Raw genomic sequence first — 16,955 nt, 5'->3', positions numbered from 1 at the left:
CGATCCGCGAGCGGCTCCGGCCCGGACTCCGGTCCCCGTACGGCGGGGGTTTCGCGCACCGCGGGTGCCCGAGGCCCCCGCCGCAGTCATGAGCAGGGCGGCTACGAGCAGACCTTGCCGTCCTCGGGCACGGTGCCCTTCAGCAGATAGGCGTCGACCGTGGAGTCGACACAGCTGCTCCCGCTCCCGTAGGCACCATGGCCCTCGCCCTTCCAGGTGAGCATCACACCGACGTCCTCGCCGAGCTCGTCCGCCATCCTGCGGGCACCCTCGTAGGGGGTGGCCGGGTCGCCGGTGTTGCCCACCACCAGGACCGGGTCCGCGCCCGGCGCGCTCACCTCCGGCGTCTCGTGCTGGCCGGCCACCGGCCAGTCGTGACACCACCCGGTGGTGTCCCAGCCCAGGAAGGATCCGAAGACCGGCGAGATCCGCTCGAACTCCGGCAGCCGCCTCTTCGTCTCCGCCGGCGTCGGCCGCTGCTTGTCGTCCAGGCACGATATGACCCGCTGGGAGTGCGTCGCCGTGCCGTAGCGCCCCGACGGATCACGATCGTTGTAGCCGTCGGCGAGCGCCAGCAGCTCGGTGCCGTCGCCCTTCTTGGCTGCCTCCAGGGCGCTGGTCAGGGCCGGCCAGCCGGCCTGGCTGTACAACGGCAGCACGATTCCGGTGAGCGCGAGTGTCTGGGTCAGCTTCCGTCCGTCGTCCGATGTCGGCAGCGGCTCCGCGTCGAGCCGCTCCAGCAGGTCGGCGATCTTGCGTGACCCCTCCTCGGGATCCTGCCCGGTGGACCTGAGATAGCCGTCCAGCGCCCGCTGGAAGCCCCTCGTCTGGTTCTCCGCGTGCCCGAACGTGTCCGCGGTCGGGTCGACGACCGCGTCCAGCACCATCCGACCGACGTTCTCCGGGAAGAGATGGGCGTAGACGCCGCCGAGCTCGGTGCCGTAGGAGATGCCGAAGTAGTGCATCGCCCGGTCGCCCAGCACATGGCGCATCAGGTCCATGTCGCGGGCGGTGTCCGTCGTCGACACATGGGCCATCAGGGGGCCGGCGGACTCCTGGCAGCCCTGGCCGAAGTCGGCCGCGTCCCTCAGGTACGCCTGCTCCTCGGCGGGTGTGTCCGGAGTGGCGTCCACCGTCTCGGCGGCCTGGATCTCCTGGTCGCTGCGGCAGCGGACGCCCTCGCTGGCGGCGACGCCGCGCGGGTCCCAGCTCACCAGGTCGTACCGCTGGTGCAGCGAGGAGACGACATCGCCGTACGACGGCATCATGGACACGCCCGAGCCGCCGGGGCCGCCGAAGTTGAACAGCAGCGAGCCGATGCGCTGGTCACCGCGGGCCTCGGAGCGGATCAGTGCCAGGCCGATCGTCTCGCCGTCCGGCTCCGACCAGTCCAGCGGCACCTTCAGCGTGGCGCATTGCCAGTCGCCGCCGGGCGCGGGGGAGTCCGCGGTGCCCTCGCAGCCGGCCCAGTCGAGCCGCTGGGCCGTCAGAGAGGAGGGCAGCCCGGAGGGCGCGGCGGCCGTCGGGCGGTCGCCGGCCGTGCCGTCTGCCTTCCCGCCGCTGTCCGATCCGCCGCCGGAGCCGCCGCTGCAGCCCGCCGTCAGCAGTGCGGCGGCGGCCGTCAGAGCCGTCCACCGTACGAAACGCGCCATGTGCACTCCCCCTCGCAGGCCGTCCGCACCGTGCCGCGGATGGCGGTGATGCCATGGTAGGCGGAGCGCGAGACACTCATGGCGGCCTGTGGACAACGTTCTGACCTGCTGGTTAGCCGGGCCTCAGCGGCTGGCCCCGGTGCAGCCCGGGGACGTGGGCCGGGCGTCAGGAGCAGACCGTTCCGGCTGCCGGTGGCCGCCCGTCCAGCAGATAGCCGTCCACCGCCTCCTGCACGCACCGGTTCCCGCTGGTGTACGCCCCGTGTCCCTCGCCCCGGTACGTCAGCTCGACGCCCACCCCCTCGCCCAGCGCCTGCACCATCTTCTGCGTGCCCTCGTAGGGGGTGGCGGGGTCGCCCGTGGTGCCGACGACCAGGATCGGCGGCGCGCCCGGCGCATGGACGTCGGGATGGTCGGCCGCCCCCGCCACCGGCCAGTCGGTGCAGCTCAGCAGGGACCAGGCGAGGTAGTCGCCGAACACGGGGGAGGCGGCGCGGAAGTCGGGCAGCCTCTGCTCCACGTCCTCGGTGTCGTAGCGCGGCTTGTCGTCGGCGCAGTTGATGGCGACGTTGGCAGCCGCGACGTTGCTGTACTCGCCGTTCTCATTGCGGCCGTTCAGCGCGTCCGACAGCGCCATCAGGATCGTTCCGTCACCGTCGTACGCCTGCTCGAGGCCCTCGGTGAGGTACTCCCAGAAGTCCTGCGAGTACAGCGACTGCGCGATGCCGCCGGTCGCGGCGGTCTGGGTCAGCTCGCGCGGGAAGATGCCTGGGATCGGCCGGCGCTCGAGATCGCTCAGCAGCCGGGCGATCCGGTCCTCGACGTCCTGGGGGCTGTCCCCGACCGGGCACTCCTCCACCTGCGAGGTGCAGTGCTCGGCGTAGTTGTCCAGGGCCAGCTGGAAACCCTGTGCCTGCCCCAGAGAGCCCTCCTCCGGCGTCTGCGTCGGGTCCACGACGGCGTCGAAGACGGCGCGGCCCACCCGCTTCGGGAACAGGTGGGCGTAGACGCCGCCGAGCTCGGTGCCGTAGGAGATGCCGAAGTAGTACAGCTTGTCGTCGCCGAGAACCTGGCGCATCAGGTCCATGTCCCGGGCCGTGTCCGTGGTCCGCACATGCGGCAGGATCCGCGCCGAGTGCGTCTCGCAGGCCGCGTTGAACTCCTCCGTGTGGTCCACCAGCTCGCTGCGCTCGGCGGCGTCGTCGGGGGTTGCGTCCTGCTGGAAGTAGCGGTCGAGCTGCCGGTCGTCCAGACAGCGCACCGGCGCGCTGCGGCCGACGCCGCGCGGGTCGAAGCTCACCAGGTCGTAGCGGGTGCGCAAGGTCGCGTAGTCCTGGCCGAAGGCGGGCAGCGTGGTGACACCCGAACCGCCGGGGCCGCCGAAGTTGAAGATCAGCGAGCCGATCCGCCGGTTCTCCCCGCCGCTCGACTGCGCGCGGATCAGCGCGATGCCGATCGTGTCGCCCTCGGGATCGTCCCAGTCGAGGGGTGCCTTCATGGTGGCGCACTGCCAGGTGTCGCCGTCCGGGAGGGGAGAGGGGGCGGGTCCGCCGCCCTGGGCCTCCGACGGCGCCGGGCACGCCTCCCAGCTGAGCTGCTGCCGGGTCAGGTCCTCGTTCCCGGCGTCGTCGCTGCATCCCGCCGACAGGACCGACAGCAGGGCGGCGGTGGTGACGGCGGCTGCGCGCAGCCGGGACCGATACGGCATGCACCCATCGTGGAGTCGGGCGGGGCGAGGCGCTCGGGGCGGAGGCCGTACGGGGTACCTCGCGGGGCGGCGGACCACCCCGCCGGAGCTACAGGGCTTCCTTCCTCGTCAGATGGTTGAAGGCCAGCCACCCCGGCAGGACCGGCAGCCACAGGGTCAGCAGCCGGTACAGCAGGACCGCGGGTGCCGCGACCTCGCTCGGCAGACCGACGGCGATCAGACCGACGGTCAGGGTGGCCTCGACGGCGCCCACACCGCCCGGGGTCGGCGCCGCGGAGCCCAGCGCGTTGCCCGCGAGGAAGACGACGGCGACGGCGGCGAGGCTGATGGAGGTCGACTCGTCGCCGAACGCCCGGATCGAGGCGTCCAGACACATCACGAAGCAGGCGGTGAGCAGCAGCATGCCGCCGATGCCGGTGACCAGCTTCTGCGGGCGCTGGAGCACGTCGAGCATCCGCGGCACCACGCCGGCGAACAGCGACCGCACGCGCGTGACGACGAATTTACGCAGGAACGGCACCGACGTCACGACCAGCACCAGCACCGCCACCGTCAGCAGACCCGCGATGACCGTCCGGGACGGCGACAGCGACGGGGTCTTCTCGATGCCGGTCAGATAGCCGAAGGCCAGCAGCATCAGGATGTGGCAGCCGAGGCCGAACAGCTGCGAGGCGCCGACACTCGCCACCGCGAGCCCCGGGCGCACCCCCGCGCGCTGCAGGAAGCGCGTGTTCAGCGCGACACCGCCGACCGCCGCCGGGGCGACGATCTTCACGAAGGACCCGGCGACCTGTGCGGCCACCGTCCGCAGGAACGGCACCCGCTCGGGTACGAACCCCAGCAGCGCCAGGGCCGCGGCGAGGTAGCTGGCCGCCGAGAACAGCGCGGCCGCGGCCACCCAGCCCCACTCGGCGTTCGCGATCAGCGGGCCGAACTCGATGTGGGTGAGCTGCGTGAGCAGGAAGTACGCGCCGATGGCCCCGGCGATCAGGCTGATCAGGGTGCGCGGCCGGATCCGCTCCAGCCGGACGGGCTCGACGAGCGCCTGTGGCCTGATCCGCAGCACCTCGTGCCGGATCTGGGTGAGCAGATCCTCCTCACGGGCCTCGTCCATGGCCTCGTCCAGGGCCCGCTTCTCGGCCCGGGCCTGCGCACGTACGGTCTTCTTGTCCGGCTTCCTGTCCGGCTCGTGGACCGCGGGTACGGTCCCCTCGCCGGCCGCCTCCGGCCGAGGCTGCCGAGCGTGCCGGGAGGCCTCCAGGACCGCGTCCCGTTCACGCTGCGCCCGCTCCCGGCCAAGCCTGCGCAGCGTCGCGCGAGTGGAGCGGCTCAGCGCGATGGGCTGCAGCATCGGCAGACAGTCCGCCACCGCGTCGGGTCCGAGCACGCCCACCGCCGAGGCCACCGCGCGCTCCGCGCCCACCCGCAGCCCCAGCGTCACCAGGAGCTGGGAGATGTCCATGCGCAGCAGCAGGTCGCCGGCGGCGATCTCGCCGGTGCGCAGATCGGTGATGCTCACCGTGCCGGAACGATCCACCAGAATCGCGTCGCCGACCAGCCTGCGGTGCGCGATCCGCCGGGACTGCAGCGCCCGCACCTGCTCCCAGGTGTCGCGCAGCAGCTCGTCGGTGATCTCCTCGTCCGGCAGCGCGTCGAGGCTGCGTCCGCCGGTGTGCTCGTAGACGAGCATCACGGCATCGGGGCCGAGCTCCGAGGTCGCGATCAGTTTGGGCGCGTTGGCACCGGCAGCGATCGCCGCATAGGCGAGCAGCGCCTCCTGCTCCAGCGCCTGGCGCAGCGACTGCAGACTGCTGCGGGTGGCGAAACCGCGCAGGGTGAGGTTGCGCCACGCGCGGTAGAAGAAGCCCTGCGCCTGCTGCTCCCGGTCGACCACCGTGACGTCCAGCGGCGGACCGTCCTCCAGCGTGACGAAGTACCGCCGGCCGCGGTCGCCGTTCTCGTTGGTGTCCGTGGCGCCCTCTTCGCGCGATGCCGTCACCGGGCGGAATCCGACCGTCCGCAGGCCCGCCATCAGCGTCCGCCCGGTGGGACGGACGTTGGGCGAGCCGACCGCGTACAGCGTTCCGTAGGCGACGGTCCAGCCGATCAGCACCGTCAGGATGATCGAGAACGGCGTGGTGTAGCCGGTGACCAGCATCGAGAAGGCATCGAGGAGCAGCACGATCCAGAGTGCCGCGCGCCACCGCGGTCTGCGGGACATGCCGACGGCGGTCATATAGGCGATGACCGGCGCCAGATAGCCGTGCACCGGGTCGGTGAGGGCGTTGACATCACCCGGCGAGGGCTGGGTGAGCGCATCCTGGATGGAGCCCGGCGCGGCTTCGGCCACCCACAGGTCGGTGGCGAGGGTCACTCCGTGTGCGAGGACCGCGGCGAGCACACCGTCGGCGATCCGCAGCCCGTCCCGCTTGATCAGACGCTCGATCGCGAAGGCGACGGGCACCAGAAGGATCGCGATGCTCGACGCCAGCCCGGCGATCTTGATGAACAGGTCGGGGGCCTGTCCGGTGCCCTTGGTGATGTCCTGTTCCAGGCCGGAGGTGGTGCCGTGCGCGAACGCGGCGATCGCCAGCAGGACCACGACGCCGAGCAGGCCCACCAGGAGCCGCATCAGGTCGGAGGGACGGTGCACGCGCGCGGGGAGGAGCGGTTCGTCGCCCTCCACCTCGTCGATGTGCGTGCTCTCCGTCCCGTCGCCGGGCGGGACCTCGGCGCGGCCGGAGCTCCCCGCGCGCGCGGAATCCGCGCTGTCCGTGCGGCCGGAGTCGGCAGCCGCGCCGCGCCGGCCGGTGTCACGCGCGGAGGCGCTGTCCGTACGTGTGGATTCGTTGTCCGTCTTGTCGGACTTGCTGCGAGCCGTGTCGGCGGTGTCCGGGCGTGACGAAGCCTCAGAGGTGCCCTCCGCGTCCCCGGGGCTCCCGGGCTGCGCACCCTGCTGCTTCATCGACTCTTCTTGCTCTCGTATCACTGGTCACCGCCCGCACGATGGTGGCATGCCGGGCCGACACTCGGGGACATCAGGGTGCATATGCGGGGTCGCACACTCTGCCCGAAGCCCCGGGCCCGGGCGAGGCGTGCGGCCTGGCGCGAACCCCTCGCACTGTCGGTGGGGTGCGGCAGGATGGGGCGGATGAGCGAGGAGAGTCTCCCGGATTACGCCGAGCGGGTCCTGGACGTCACCGAACTGATCCCGCCCGGTCGCGTCATGACCTACGGCGATGTCGCCGAGTGGCTCGCAGAGGGCGGGCCCCGGCAGGTCGGCCGGGTGATGTCCCTCTACGGCGGAGGTGTGCCCTGGTGGCGTGTCGTCCGGGCGGACGGCCGCCTGCTGCCCGGCCACGAACCGGAGGCGCTCCAGCGGTACCGCGCGGAGGGCACGCCCCTGAGAGGCGCGGGCAGGGCCGAGGAGGGCCACCTGCCGCGCCTCGACATGAGACGGGCGCGGTGGGACGGCGGTGAGCACGCGCAGGGTCACACCTGACAGCTTCCGGCATCGAACGGCCCGAGGTGTGACCGGTGATCCGTACGAGGGAATCGGGGCACAACGGGCACGCCAGTGGCATGACGTACGTTCGTGGGGCGAGGGACGCACGTGGCGCGAGCGACGGGAGGGAAGAATCGGAAGCTCTGCTTCCGCCTGTCCCGTCGGCGTAGCGTCACCAGCACGCGTCCCCCTCACCCCGCGGCCACCGCCCACCACACCGGGCGATCGTCCCACCAGCACACCCACCAGGACCGGCGAACCACGTGAGCTCCTCTTCCTCCACCAGGCGCCCGTCGCACCCCCAGGTGCGACGGGGGGCCCGTGGCGCTTACCGTCTGGTCCGTACCCCGCCCGCGCGAGTGGACCCCCCTCATCTGGACGCCGCCCAGCGCGCCGTGGTTGACCACCGCACCGGCCCGCTGCTCGTCCTCGCAGGTCCGGGCACCGGCAAGACGACGACCCTGGTCGAGTCCGTGGCGGCCCGGATCGCCCGCGGCGGCGACCCCGCGCGGATCCTGGTGCTCACCTTCAGCCGCAAGGCGGCGGTCGAACTGCGCGACCGCATGGCGCTGCGCATGGGCGCGGCCCGCGCGCCCCGGGCTACCACGTTCCACTCCTTCGGCTACGCCCTGGTCCGGGCCCACCAGGACAACGAGCTGTTCGTGGAGCCGCTGCGGCTGCTGTCCGGTCCGGAACAGGACGTCACCGTCCGTGAGCTGCTCGCCGGCCAGGCCGACCTGGAACGGCTCGGTCTCGCGCATGTGCGCTGGCCCGACGAGCTGCGCGCCTGCCTGACCACCCGCGGGTTCGCCGACGAGGTCCGCGCGGTCCTCGCCCGCAGCCGCGAGCTGGGTCTCGGCCCGGAGGCCCTGGAGGCCTTCGCCCGGCGCATCGGCCGCCCCGACTGGCAGGCCGCGGCCACGTTTCTCGCCGAGTACCTCGACGTGCTCGACCTGCAGGGGGTGATCGACTACGCGGAACTGGTCCACCGCGCGGTGCTCCTCGCCGGCCGCCCGGAGGTCGCTTCCCGGCTCGCCGCGCAGTACGACGCGGTGTACGTCGACGAGTACCAGGACACCGACCCGGCCCAGACACGGCTGCTGCGAGCACTGGCCGGCGGCGGCCGGACCCTCCTCGCCTTCGGCGATCCCGACCAGTCGATCTACGCCTTCCGTGGCGCCGACGTCAACGGCATCCTGGACTTCCCCGACGCCTTCCCGCGGGCGGACGGCCGCCCCGCCCCCGTCGAGGTCCTGCGCACCTCACGCCGCTCAGGGGCGGCCCTGCTGGCAGCCACCCGTCTGGTGACCCGGCGCATGCCGCTGCCCCGCCTCCCGGCCGACCGGGCACGCGAGCACCGGGAACTCGCCCCGGTACGGGACGGCGGCCGCGTCGAGGTGTTCACGTACCCGACACCCGGTACGGAGCTGGACAACATCGCCGACCTGCTGCGCCGGGCCCACCTGGAGGACGGCGTCCGCTGGAGCGACATGGCCGTCCTGGTGCGCGCGGGCTCGCGCACCATCCCCACGGTCCGCCGCGCGCTCACCGCCGCCGGCGTCCCCCTGGACATCGACGGCGACGACCTCCCGCTGCGCCACGAACCGGCCGTCGCCCCGCTTCTGACCGCGCTGCGGGCGGTCGCGACCGCGGAGGCGTCGCACGCGTCGGAGGTGTCGGAGTCGTACGAGGTGTCGGAGGCGGCGCCGGGCGGCTCCGACGCTGCGGACAGCGCCTCCTGGATAGGCACCGAGACCGCGCTCACCCTGCTCACCTCGCCGCTCGCCGGGATGGACACCGCCGACCTGCGCCGCCTCGGCCGGGCTCTCCGGGAGGAGGAGAGGGCCGCGGGTAACGGCCTGCCGCCGCCCTCGGACGAACTGCTCGCGCGGGCGCTGGCCGAACCCGAGCGGCTGGCCGTGCACGACCCCGGCTACGCCCGCGGTGCCCAGCGGCTCGGCGCCCTGCTCCGCACGGTCCGCGAGCGCCTGGCCGGCGGCGGTACGGCCGAGGAGGCGCTGTGGGACCTGTGGTCGGGCACGCCGTGGCCCGGCCGCCTGGAGCGGGCCGCACGGCGCGGCGGCGCGGCCGGTCGCAACGCCGACCGGGACCTCGACGCCGTGTGCGCACTGTTCGCGGCCTCCGCCCGCGCGGAGGAGCGTGTCGGCGGGAGGGGTGCCCTGCTCTTCCTGGAGGAGGTCGAGGCCGAGGACATCGCCGCCGACACCCTCACCCGGCGCGCTGTCCGCCCCGACGCCGTCCGTCTGATGACCGCCCACCGCGCCAAGGGCCTCGAGTGGCGCCTGGTCGTCGTAGCCGGTGTCCAGGAGGGCCTGTGGCCCGATCTGCGCCGCCGCGGCTCGCTGCTGGAGGCCGACCGGATCGGCCGCGACGGACTCGCCGAGCCGCTCACCCCCGGCGCGCTGCTCGCCGAGGAACGCCGCCTGTTCTACGTGGCCGCCACGCGCGCGCGTGAACGTCTCGTCGTCACCGCGGTCAAGGCACCGGCCGACGACGGCGACCAGCCCTCCCGGTTCCTCACCGAACTGGGCGTCGAACCGCAGGACGTCACCGGCCGCCCGCGCCGCCCCCTGTCCGTCGCCGCACTCGTCGCCGAACTGCGCGCCACGACGGTCGACCCACGGGTCTCCGACGCCCTGCGGGAGGCGGCCGCCCGTCGCCTGGCCCGCCTGGCCGCCCTCACCGACGACGACGGCCGCCCCCTGGTGCCGTCCGCCCACCCCTACCGCTGGTGGGGCATGTTCGAGCCGACCGAGTCCAAGGTGCCGCTGCGCAACCGCGACCAGCCGGTCGTGCTCTCCGGCAGTGCCCTGGACCAGCTCGCCAACACCTGTGCGCTGCAGTGGTTCCTCGGCCGCGAGGTGAAGGCGGACGCCCCCGCCACCGCTGCCCAGGGGTTCGGCAACGTGGTGCACGTCCTCGCCGACGAGGTCGCCTCCGGGCACACCCCCGCCGATCTCGCCGTCCTCATGGAGCGGCTGGACTCGGTGTGGAACGCGCTCGCCTTCGACGCGCCGTGGAAGTCGGAACAGGAGAAGGCCAACGCGCGTGCGGCACTCGAACGCTTCCTGAAGTGGCACGTCATGGACCGGGCCGGGCGCACGTCCGTGGCCAGCGAGCGCGACTTCGACGTCACGCTCCCGGCGGGCGACTACGAGGTGCGCATCCGCGGCCAGATGGACCGTGTCGAGACCGACGGTGAGGGCCGTGCCTACGTCGTCGACTTCAAGACCGGCAAGCAGGCGCCCAGCTCCGCCGAGGTGGCCCGCCACCCCCAGCTCGCCGTCTACCAGCTCGCGGTCGCCCAGGGCGCCGTCGACGACGCCTTCGACGGGGTGCACCCCGCGGCCGGTGGCGCCGAGCTGGTCCAGCTCCGCCAGGGCGCGGCCAAGCGGGACGGCGGCGAGACGCTGCCCAAGGTGCAGGCCCAGGAGCCGCTGGACGGCCAGTGGATCGGTGACCTGCTGGCCACCGCCGCCGGCAAGGTCCTCGACGAACGGTTCACGCCGACCGCCGGCCAGCACTGCACCCACTGCGCCTTCCGGGCGTCGTGCAGCGCGCGGCCCGAGGGGCGCCATGTGGTCGAGTGACGCGGGGCGGACCGGCGCGTGCAGTCCAACGCGGTGCGGCAGGTCTGATGCGGGACCGGTCCGGTAAGGCCCGTCCCGCGCGGCAGGGGCGGCACGGCGGGCCCGCCCGGCGTGCCGCGCACCGGGCGTGACGGATCGCACCACCCGTGCTGACCTGTGCTTCTCCCCGCCCGCAGGGCGATCCGGCATCCGCTGTCAGTGCCCGCCGCTAGCCTCTCTGACGTGCCCGCCAATATCACCGATCCCGAGCAGCTCAAGGAGCTCCTCGGGATTCCGTTCACCCCTGAGCAGACGGCCTGCATCACCGCGCCGCCGGCCCCGCAGGTGATCGTGGCCGGAGCCGGGTCCGGCAAGACCACGGTGATGGCGGCCCGCGTGGTGTGGCTGGTCGGCACCGGTCAGGTCGCCCCCGAGCAGGTGCTCGGCCTCACCTTCACCAACAAGGCCGCCGGTGAACTCGCCGAACGCGTCCGCAGGGCACTGGTCAAGGCGGGCATCACCGACCCCGAGGCCCTGTCCCCACCCGACCCCCACCCCTCGGCCGAGGCGCACCGCGCCGACCCCGCCCGGCCGGCCCCGGACGACCCGCCGGGCGAGCCGGTGATCTCCACCTACCACGCCTTCGCCGGACGCCTGCTGACCGACCACGGCCTGCGCATCGGCCTCGAACCGACGTCCCGTCTGCTCGCCGACGCCACCCGCTACCAGCTCGCCGCGCGGGTACTGCGCGAGGCCCCCGGCCCCTACCCCGCCCTGACCCGCTCCTTCACCGACCTGGTCGCCGACCTCCTGGCCCTCGACGCCGAGCTGGCCGAACACCTCGTACGGCCCGAGGACCTGCGCGCGTGGGACGCCGAACTGCTGCACACCCTCGAGGGGACCAGGCTCACCAACGGCGATCTGCGCAAGGTCCCCGAGGCCGCCGCCGCGCGGCGCGAGCTCGCCGATCTGGTGATCCGCTACCGGGCCGCCAAACGCGAACGCGATCTGCTCGACTTCGGCGACCAGATCGCCCTGTCCGCGCGGCTCGCCGCCCTCCCTGAAGTCGGCCGCATCCTGCGCGACGAGTTCCGCGTCGTCCTCCTCGACGAGTACCAGGACACCTCGGTCGCCCAGCGCATCCTGCTGGCGGGCCTGTTCGGCGGCGGCACCGGTCACCCGGTGACCGCCGTCGGCGACCCCTGCCAGGCGATCTACGGCTGGCGGGGCGCCTCCGTCGCCAACCTCGACGACTTCCCCGAGCACTTCGCGCACACCGACGACCGCCCCGCCACCCGCCAAGCGCTCGGTGAGAACCGCCGCAGCGGCGGCCGCCTCCTCGACCTCGCCAACGGACTCGCCGAACCGCTGCGCGCCATGCACGCGGGCGTGCAGGCCCTCCGCCCCGCCCCCGGAGCCGAGCGCGAAGGCATGGTGCGCTGCGCCCTGCTGCCCACCCACACCGAGGAGATCGACTGGCTCGCCGACTCCGTCGCCCACCTCGTGGGCACCGGCACACCGCCCGGCGAGATCGCCGTCCTGTGCCGCACGGCCACCGACTTCGCCGAGATCCAGGGCGCCCTGGTGGCCCGCGACGTCCCCGTGGAGGTGGTGGGCCTCTCCGGACTGCTGCACCTGCCCGAGGTGGCCGACCTGGTCGCGGTCTGCGAGGTTCTGCAGGACCCCGGAGCCAACGCCGCCCTGGTGCGGCTGCTAACCGGCCCGCGCTGGCGCATCGGTCCGCGCGACCTCGCCCTCCTGGGCCGCCGCGCCCGGCTCCTCGTCACCCACACCCGCGTGGACGGCGACGACGACCCCGACCGGCGCCTCGCGGCCGCGGTCGAGGGCGTCGACCCGTCCGAGGTGATATCGCTGGCCGACGCCCTCGACACGTTCCTGGAGACACCCCTGGACGCCGCCGGGGACGACGGCGGGCTGCCGTTCTCGCCGGACGCGCGGGTGCGCTTCGCCCGGCTCGCCACCGAACTGCGCGAGCTGCGCCGCTCCCTGTCCGACCCGCTGATGGACGTACTGCACCGGGTCCTCGCCGTCACCGGTCTGGAGGTCGAGCTGTCGGCGTCCCCGCACGCGCTGGCGGCCCGCCGCCGCGAGACCCTGGCGAACTTCCTGGACACTGCCGCCTCCTTCGCCGCGAGCGACAACGAGGCCACGCTCCTCGCCTTCCTCGGATTCCTGCGAACCGCCGCCCAGTACGAGAAGGGTCTCGACAACGCCCTCCCCGGCGGGGAGAACACCGTCAAGGTCCTCACCGCACACCGGTCCAAGGGCCTGGAGTGGGACGTGGTCGCCGTCCCCGGGCTGGTCACCGGCGCCTTCCCCGGCAGCCGGGGCCGCGAGAAGTGGACCGCGCAGGGCAAGGCGCTTCCCCACGGGCTGCGCGGCGACGCCGGCACTCTGCCCGACGTCGCCTCCTGGGACTCCCGCGGGCTGAAGGACTTCCACGAGGCCATGAAGGACCACCAGCACACCGAGGAACTGCGCCTCGGCTACGTCACCTTCACCCGGCCCCGCTCCCTGCTCCTGGGCTCGGGCCACTGGTGGGGCCCCACCCAGAAGCGGCCCCGGGGACCGTCCGGCTTCCTCCAGGCCCTGTACGATCACTGCGCCGCCGGCCACGGCGAGATCGAGGCCTGGGCGGACGAACCGGCCGAGGACGAGGAGAATCCCGTCCTGCACCGAGCCGCCGTCGAGCAGGCCTGGCCGCTGCCGCTGGACGGGACGGCCCTGGCCCGGCGCCGGGCCGCCGCCGACACCGTCCTCGCCCATCTGGAGCGCCTCGCAGCCCAGGACCCCACCCACCCCACAGCCGTACCCGACCCGGACACGTACGAGGACCCCGACTGGCCCCCGCCACCCGAGGACGACGAGCCGCCCTACGACGGGGACCCCTACGACGGGGACCCCTACGACGAGGACCCCTACGACGAGCCGCCTGACGACGAGCCGCTCCAGGACCCGGACCCCGTCCCCGGCGGGCCCGACACGGGCGCCGAACCCGGTCCGGGCGCAGCGGCCCAGGACCCGCCGGCCACCACCCGCGCCACCGTCCCGCGCCAGGCGACGGCCCCGAAGCAGCCCGTGACGGACACCGCACCTCCGCCGGGACACGGTGCCCTCACCCCCGAGGAAGCCCGCACCGTCGCCTCCTGGGACCGCGACCTCGACGCCCTCGCCGGTGAGCTCCTGCGCGCGCGGGACAGCGTGACCGAGGTGCCGCTGCCCACCTCCCTCACCGCATCCCAGCTGCTGCTCCTCGCCGCCGACCCCGACGGCCTCGCCCAGGAACTGGCCCGCCCCATGCCCCGGCCGCCGCAGCCCGCAGCCCGCCGCGGCACCCGCTTCCACGCCTGGGTCGAGGCCCGCTTCGAGGCGCTGACGCTGCCCATGCTGGAACCGGACGAGCTGCCCGGCAGCGACGCCGAGATCGCCGACGAACAGGACCTGGAGGCCCTCAAGGAAGCCTTCGAGCGAACCGAGTACGCCCGGCGCACCCCCTACCGCGTCGAGACCCCCTTCCAGCTCGCGATCGCCGGCCGCGTCGTACGGGGCCGTATCGACGCCGTCTACCGGCACGGCGACGGGGACACGGCCACGTACGAGATCGTCGACTGGAAGACCCATCGCGCCCACACGGCGGACCCCCTCCAGCTCGCGGTGTACCGGCTGGCCTGGGCCGAGCAGCAGGGCGTGCCCCCCGAGTCGGTGACGGCCGCCTTCCTGTACGTACGAAGCGGCGAGGTCGTTCGCCCCGAGGGGCTCCCGGACCGCGCAGCACTGGAGCGCCTGCTGCGCGACGGGCCGTGCGGTGACGAACCGCACGATCGGGGTGTCGGTGCCGGCCGATAGGCTCGTGACCATGAGCAAGCCCGTTGACAGTGCCGTCAGCGCCGTCCGCACGTGTGTCGAGCACCACCGCGCCGCCTTCCTCGCCGACCTGACCGAGTGGCTGCGCATCCCGTCCGTGTCGGCCCAGCCCGACCATGCGCCGGACGTACGCCGCAGCGCCGACTGGCTCGCCGCCAAGCTGACCGGGACCGGCTTCCCGACGGCCGAGGTCTGGGAGACGCCGGGCGCGCCGGCCGTCTACGCCGAGTGGCCCGCCGACGACCCCCACGCCCCCACCGTCCTCGTCTACGGACACCACGACGTGCAGCCCGCCGCCCGCGAGGACGGCTGGAGCAGCGAGCCCTTCGAGCCCGTCGTCCGGGACGGCCGCCTCTACGCGCGAGGTGCGGCCGACGACAAGGGCCAGGTGTTCTTCCACACACTCGGCGTCCGGGCCCACCTCGCCGCCACCGGCCGCACCGCCCCGGCCGTCACCCTCAAGCTGCTGATCGAGGGCGAGGAGGAGTCCGGCTCCCCGCACTTCCGCGCCCTCGTCGAAGAGCACGCCGAGCGGCTCGCCGCCGATGCCGTGATCGTCTCCGACACCGGCATGTGGTCCGAGCACACCCCCACGGTGTGCACCGGCATGCGCGGCCTCGCCGAGTGCGAGATCCGGCTGTACGGCCCCGACCAGGACATCCACTCCGGTTCCTTCGGCGGCGCGGTACCCAATCCGGCCACCGCCGCCGCCCGACTCGTCGCCGCCCTGCACGACGAGCACGCGCGCGTGGCGATCCCCGGCTTCTACGACGGTGTGATCGAGCTCACCGACCGGGAGCGCGAGCTCTTCGCCGAGCTGCCCTTCGACGAGGGCCGGTGGCTGCGCACGGCAAAGTCGCACGCCGTCCACGGCGAGGCCGGCCACACCACCCTGGAGCGCATCTGGGCCCGCCCCACCGCCGAGGTCAACGGCATCGGCGGCGGCTACCAGGGCCCCGGAAGCAAGACGATCATCCCGTCCTCGGCCATGGTGAAGCTCTCCTTCCGGCTGGTCGCGGGCCAGGACCCCGGCCACATCGAGAAGGCCGTCCGCGCCTGGGCAGCCGGCCAGCTGCCCGCCGGGATCCGCGAAGAGATCACCTTCGGCCCCGCCACACGCCCGTGCCTGACGCCGCTGGACCATCCCGCGCTGCAGTCCGTGGTGCGCGCGATGGGCCGCGCCTTCGAACAGCCGGTCCGGTTCACCCGAGAGGGCGGCTCCGGACCCGCCGCCGACCTCCAGGAGGTCCTCGGCACCCCGGTGCTCTTCCTGGGCGTCTCCGTCCCCTCCGACGGCTGGCACGCCCCGAACGAGAAGGTCGAGCTCGACCTGCTGTTCAAGGGGGTGGAGACCTCCGCGTACCTGTGGGGCGACCTGGCCGAGCACTGGCGTCATGCGCCCTGAGCGCCGGGCGCCGTCCGGACGGGTGTCCCGTTCGGGGCACACTGGAGGAGCCGTCCCGCACCGCCGAGCCCTCCCGGACCCCGTCACCACCCGCCGCAGGACCCGCTGAACCCGCCCGCCGAACCGACCGCCGCACCGGGGGAGTTGGAAGCACCCGTGACCACCTGGACCGACCACACCGCCGAACACCCCATCTCGCTCACCGCCCCGAGCGGTATCGACCGGGCCGCGCACCACCGGCTCGACGAGGCCTGGCTCGCGGCGGCGTGGAGCCACCCGTCCACCCGCTGCTTCGTGGTCTCCGGCGGTCAGGTCCTCATCGACGAGACACCCGACGGGCGCACCGAGCTCGTCATGACCCCGTCCTTCGAGGCCCCGCTCACCGAGGCGCACCGCTACTTCCTGGGTACCGACGAGGACGGGGTGAGCTACTTCGCCCTCCAGAAGGACTCGCTCCCCGGCCGCATGGACCAGTCGGCGCGCCCGGCCGGGCTGCGGGAGGCAGGGCTGCTGCTGTCGCCGCGGGACGCCGGCCTGATGGTGCATGCGGTGGGGCTGGAGAACTGGCAGCGCACCCACCGCTTCTGTTCCCGCTGCGGTGAGCGCACCGTCATCGCCGCGGCCGGTCACATCCGCCGGTGCCCCGCCTGCGGGGCCGAGCACTATCCGCGCACCGACCCGGCCGTGATCATGGCCGTCACCGACGAGAGCGACCGCATACTGCTCGGCCGCCAGGTCCACTGGCCCGAGGGCCGCTTCTCCACGCTCGCGGGCTTCGTCGAGCCCGGCGAGTCCATCGAGCAGTCGGTGCGCCGCGAGGTCTACGAGGAGGCCGGCCTCACCGTCGGCCGGGTCGAGTACATCGCCAGCCAGCCCTGGCCCTTCCCGTCCAGCCTCATGCTGGGCTTCCTGGCCCGGGCGACCTCCACCGACATCACCGTCGACGGCGACGAGATCCACGAGGCCCGCTGGTTCTCCCGTGACGAGCTGACCGCCGCCTTCGAGTCGGGCGAGGTGCTGCCGCCCTACGGCATCTCGATCGCGGCCCGCCTGATCGAGATGTGGTACGGCAGGCCACTGCCGACGCGGGGCTTCGTCTGACACCCCGGCCCGGCGCAGGGCGCGGCACGGCCGAGGGGGGGGGGGGGGGGGGGGGGGGGCGCCCCCCCCCCCCCCCCCCCCCCCCCCCCCCCCCCCCCCCCCCCCCCCC

Annotated in this window: 8 protein-coding genes; 5 read left to right on the top strand and 3 right to left on the bottom strand. The window is 73.6% G+C overall.

Annotated features, from left to right (window positions below):
* Positions 1 to 101: 101 nt before the first annotated feature.
* From V5O46_RS29985 to V5O46_RS29975, 3 genes are all read right to left on the bottom strand, one after another.
* Entirely contained in the window at positions 102 to 1,652 is a 1,551-nt protein-coding gene (locus V5O46_RS29985; protein ID WP_332887875.1) for an alpha/beta hydrolase, read from the bottom strand.
* Positions 1,653 to 1,818: 166 nt separating this feature from the next.
* On the bottom strand, positions 1,819 to 3,360 hold the full coding sequence (locus V5O46_RS29980) for an alpha/beta hydrolase (protein ID WP_332887874.1): 1,542 nt from the start codon (positions 3,358 to 3,360) through the stop codon (positions 1,819 to 1,821).
* An 88-nt stretch (positions 3,361 to 3,448) separates the two neighbouring features.
* On the bottom strand, positions 3,449 to 6,325 hold the full coding sequence (locus tag V5O46_RS29975) for a lysylphosphatidylglycerol synthase transmembrane domain-containing protein (protein ID WP_332887873.1): 2,877 nt from the start codon (positions 6,323 to 6,325) through the stop codon (positions 3,449 to 3,451).
* Between the two features lie 177 nt (positions 6,326 to 6,502).
* Between V5O46_RS29975 and V5O46_RS29970 the strand changes: the two genes are divergently transcribed.
* From V5O46_RS29970 to nudC, 5 genes are all read left to right on the top strand, one after another.
* Entirely contained in the window at positions 6,503 to 6,862 is a 360-nt protein-coding gene (locus tag V5O46_RS29970; RefSeq protein WP_332887872.1) for an MGMT family protein, read from the top strand.
* A gap of 266 nt (positions 6,863 to 7,128) precedes the next feature.
* Positions 7,129 to 10,476 (top strand): ATP-dependent helicase, encoded by a 3,348-nt coding sequence (locus V5O46_RS29965; protein ID WP_332887871.1) that lies wholly within the window; start codon positions 7,129 to 7,131, stop codon positions 10,474 to 10,476.
* Between the two features lie 222 nt (positions 10,477 to 10,698).
* Positions 10,699 to 14,322 (top strand): UvrD-helicase domain-containing protein, encoded by a 3,624-nt coding sequence (locus V5O46_RS29960; RefSeq protein ID WP_332887870.1) that lies wholly within the window; start codon positions 10,699 to 10,701, stop codon positions 14,320 to 14,322.
* A gap of 10 nt (positions 14,323 to 14,332) precedes the next feature.
* On the top strand, positions 14,333 to 15,745 hold the full coding sequence (locus V5O46_RS29955) for a dipeptidase (RefSeq protein WP_332887869.1): 1,413 nt from the start codon (positions 14,333 to 14,335) through the stop codon (positions 15,743 to 15,745).
* 156 nt (positions 15,746 to 15,901) lie between these two features.
* On the top strand, positions 15,902 to 16,846 hold the full coding sequence (nudC, locus tag V5O46_RS29950) for an NAD(+) diphosphatase (protein ID WP_332887868.1): 945 nt from the start codon (positions 15,902 to 15,904) through the stop codon (positions 16,844 to 16,846).
* Positions 16,847 to 16,955: the final 109 nt, after the last annotated feature.

The sequence above is a fragment of the Streptomyces poriticola genome (assembly GCF_036689765.1).
In the GTDB taxonomy this organism is placed as follows: domain Bacteria; phylum Actinomycetota; class Actinomycetes; order Streptomycetales; family Streptomycetaceae; genus Streptomyces; species Streptomyces poriticola.
The sequence above is the reverse complement of the archived record's forward strand: the minus strand, read 5'-3'. Positions and strand labels throughout refer to the sequence as shown.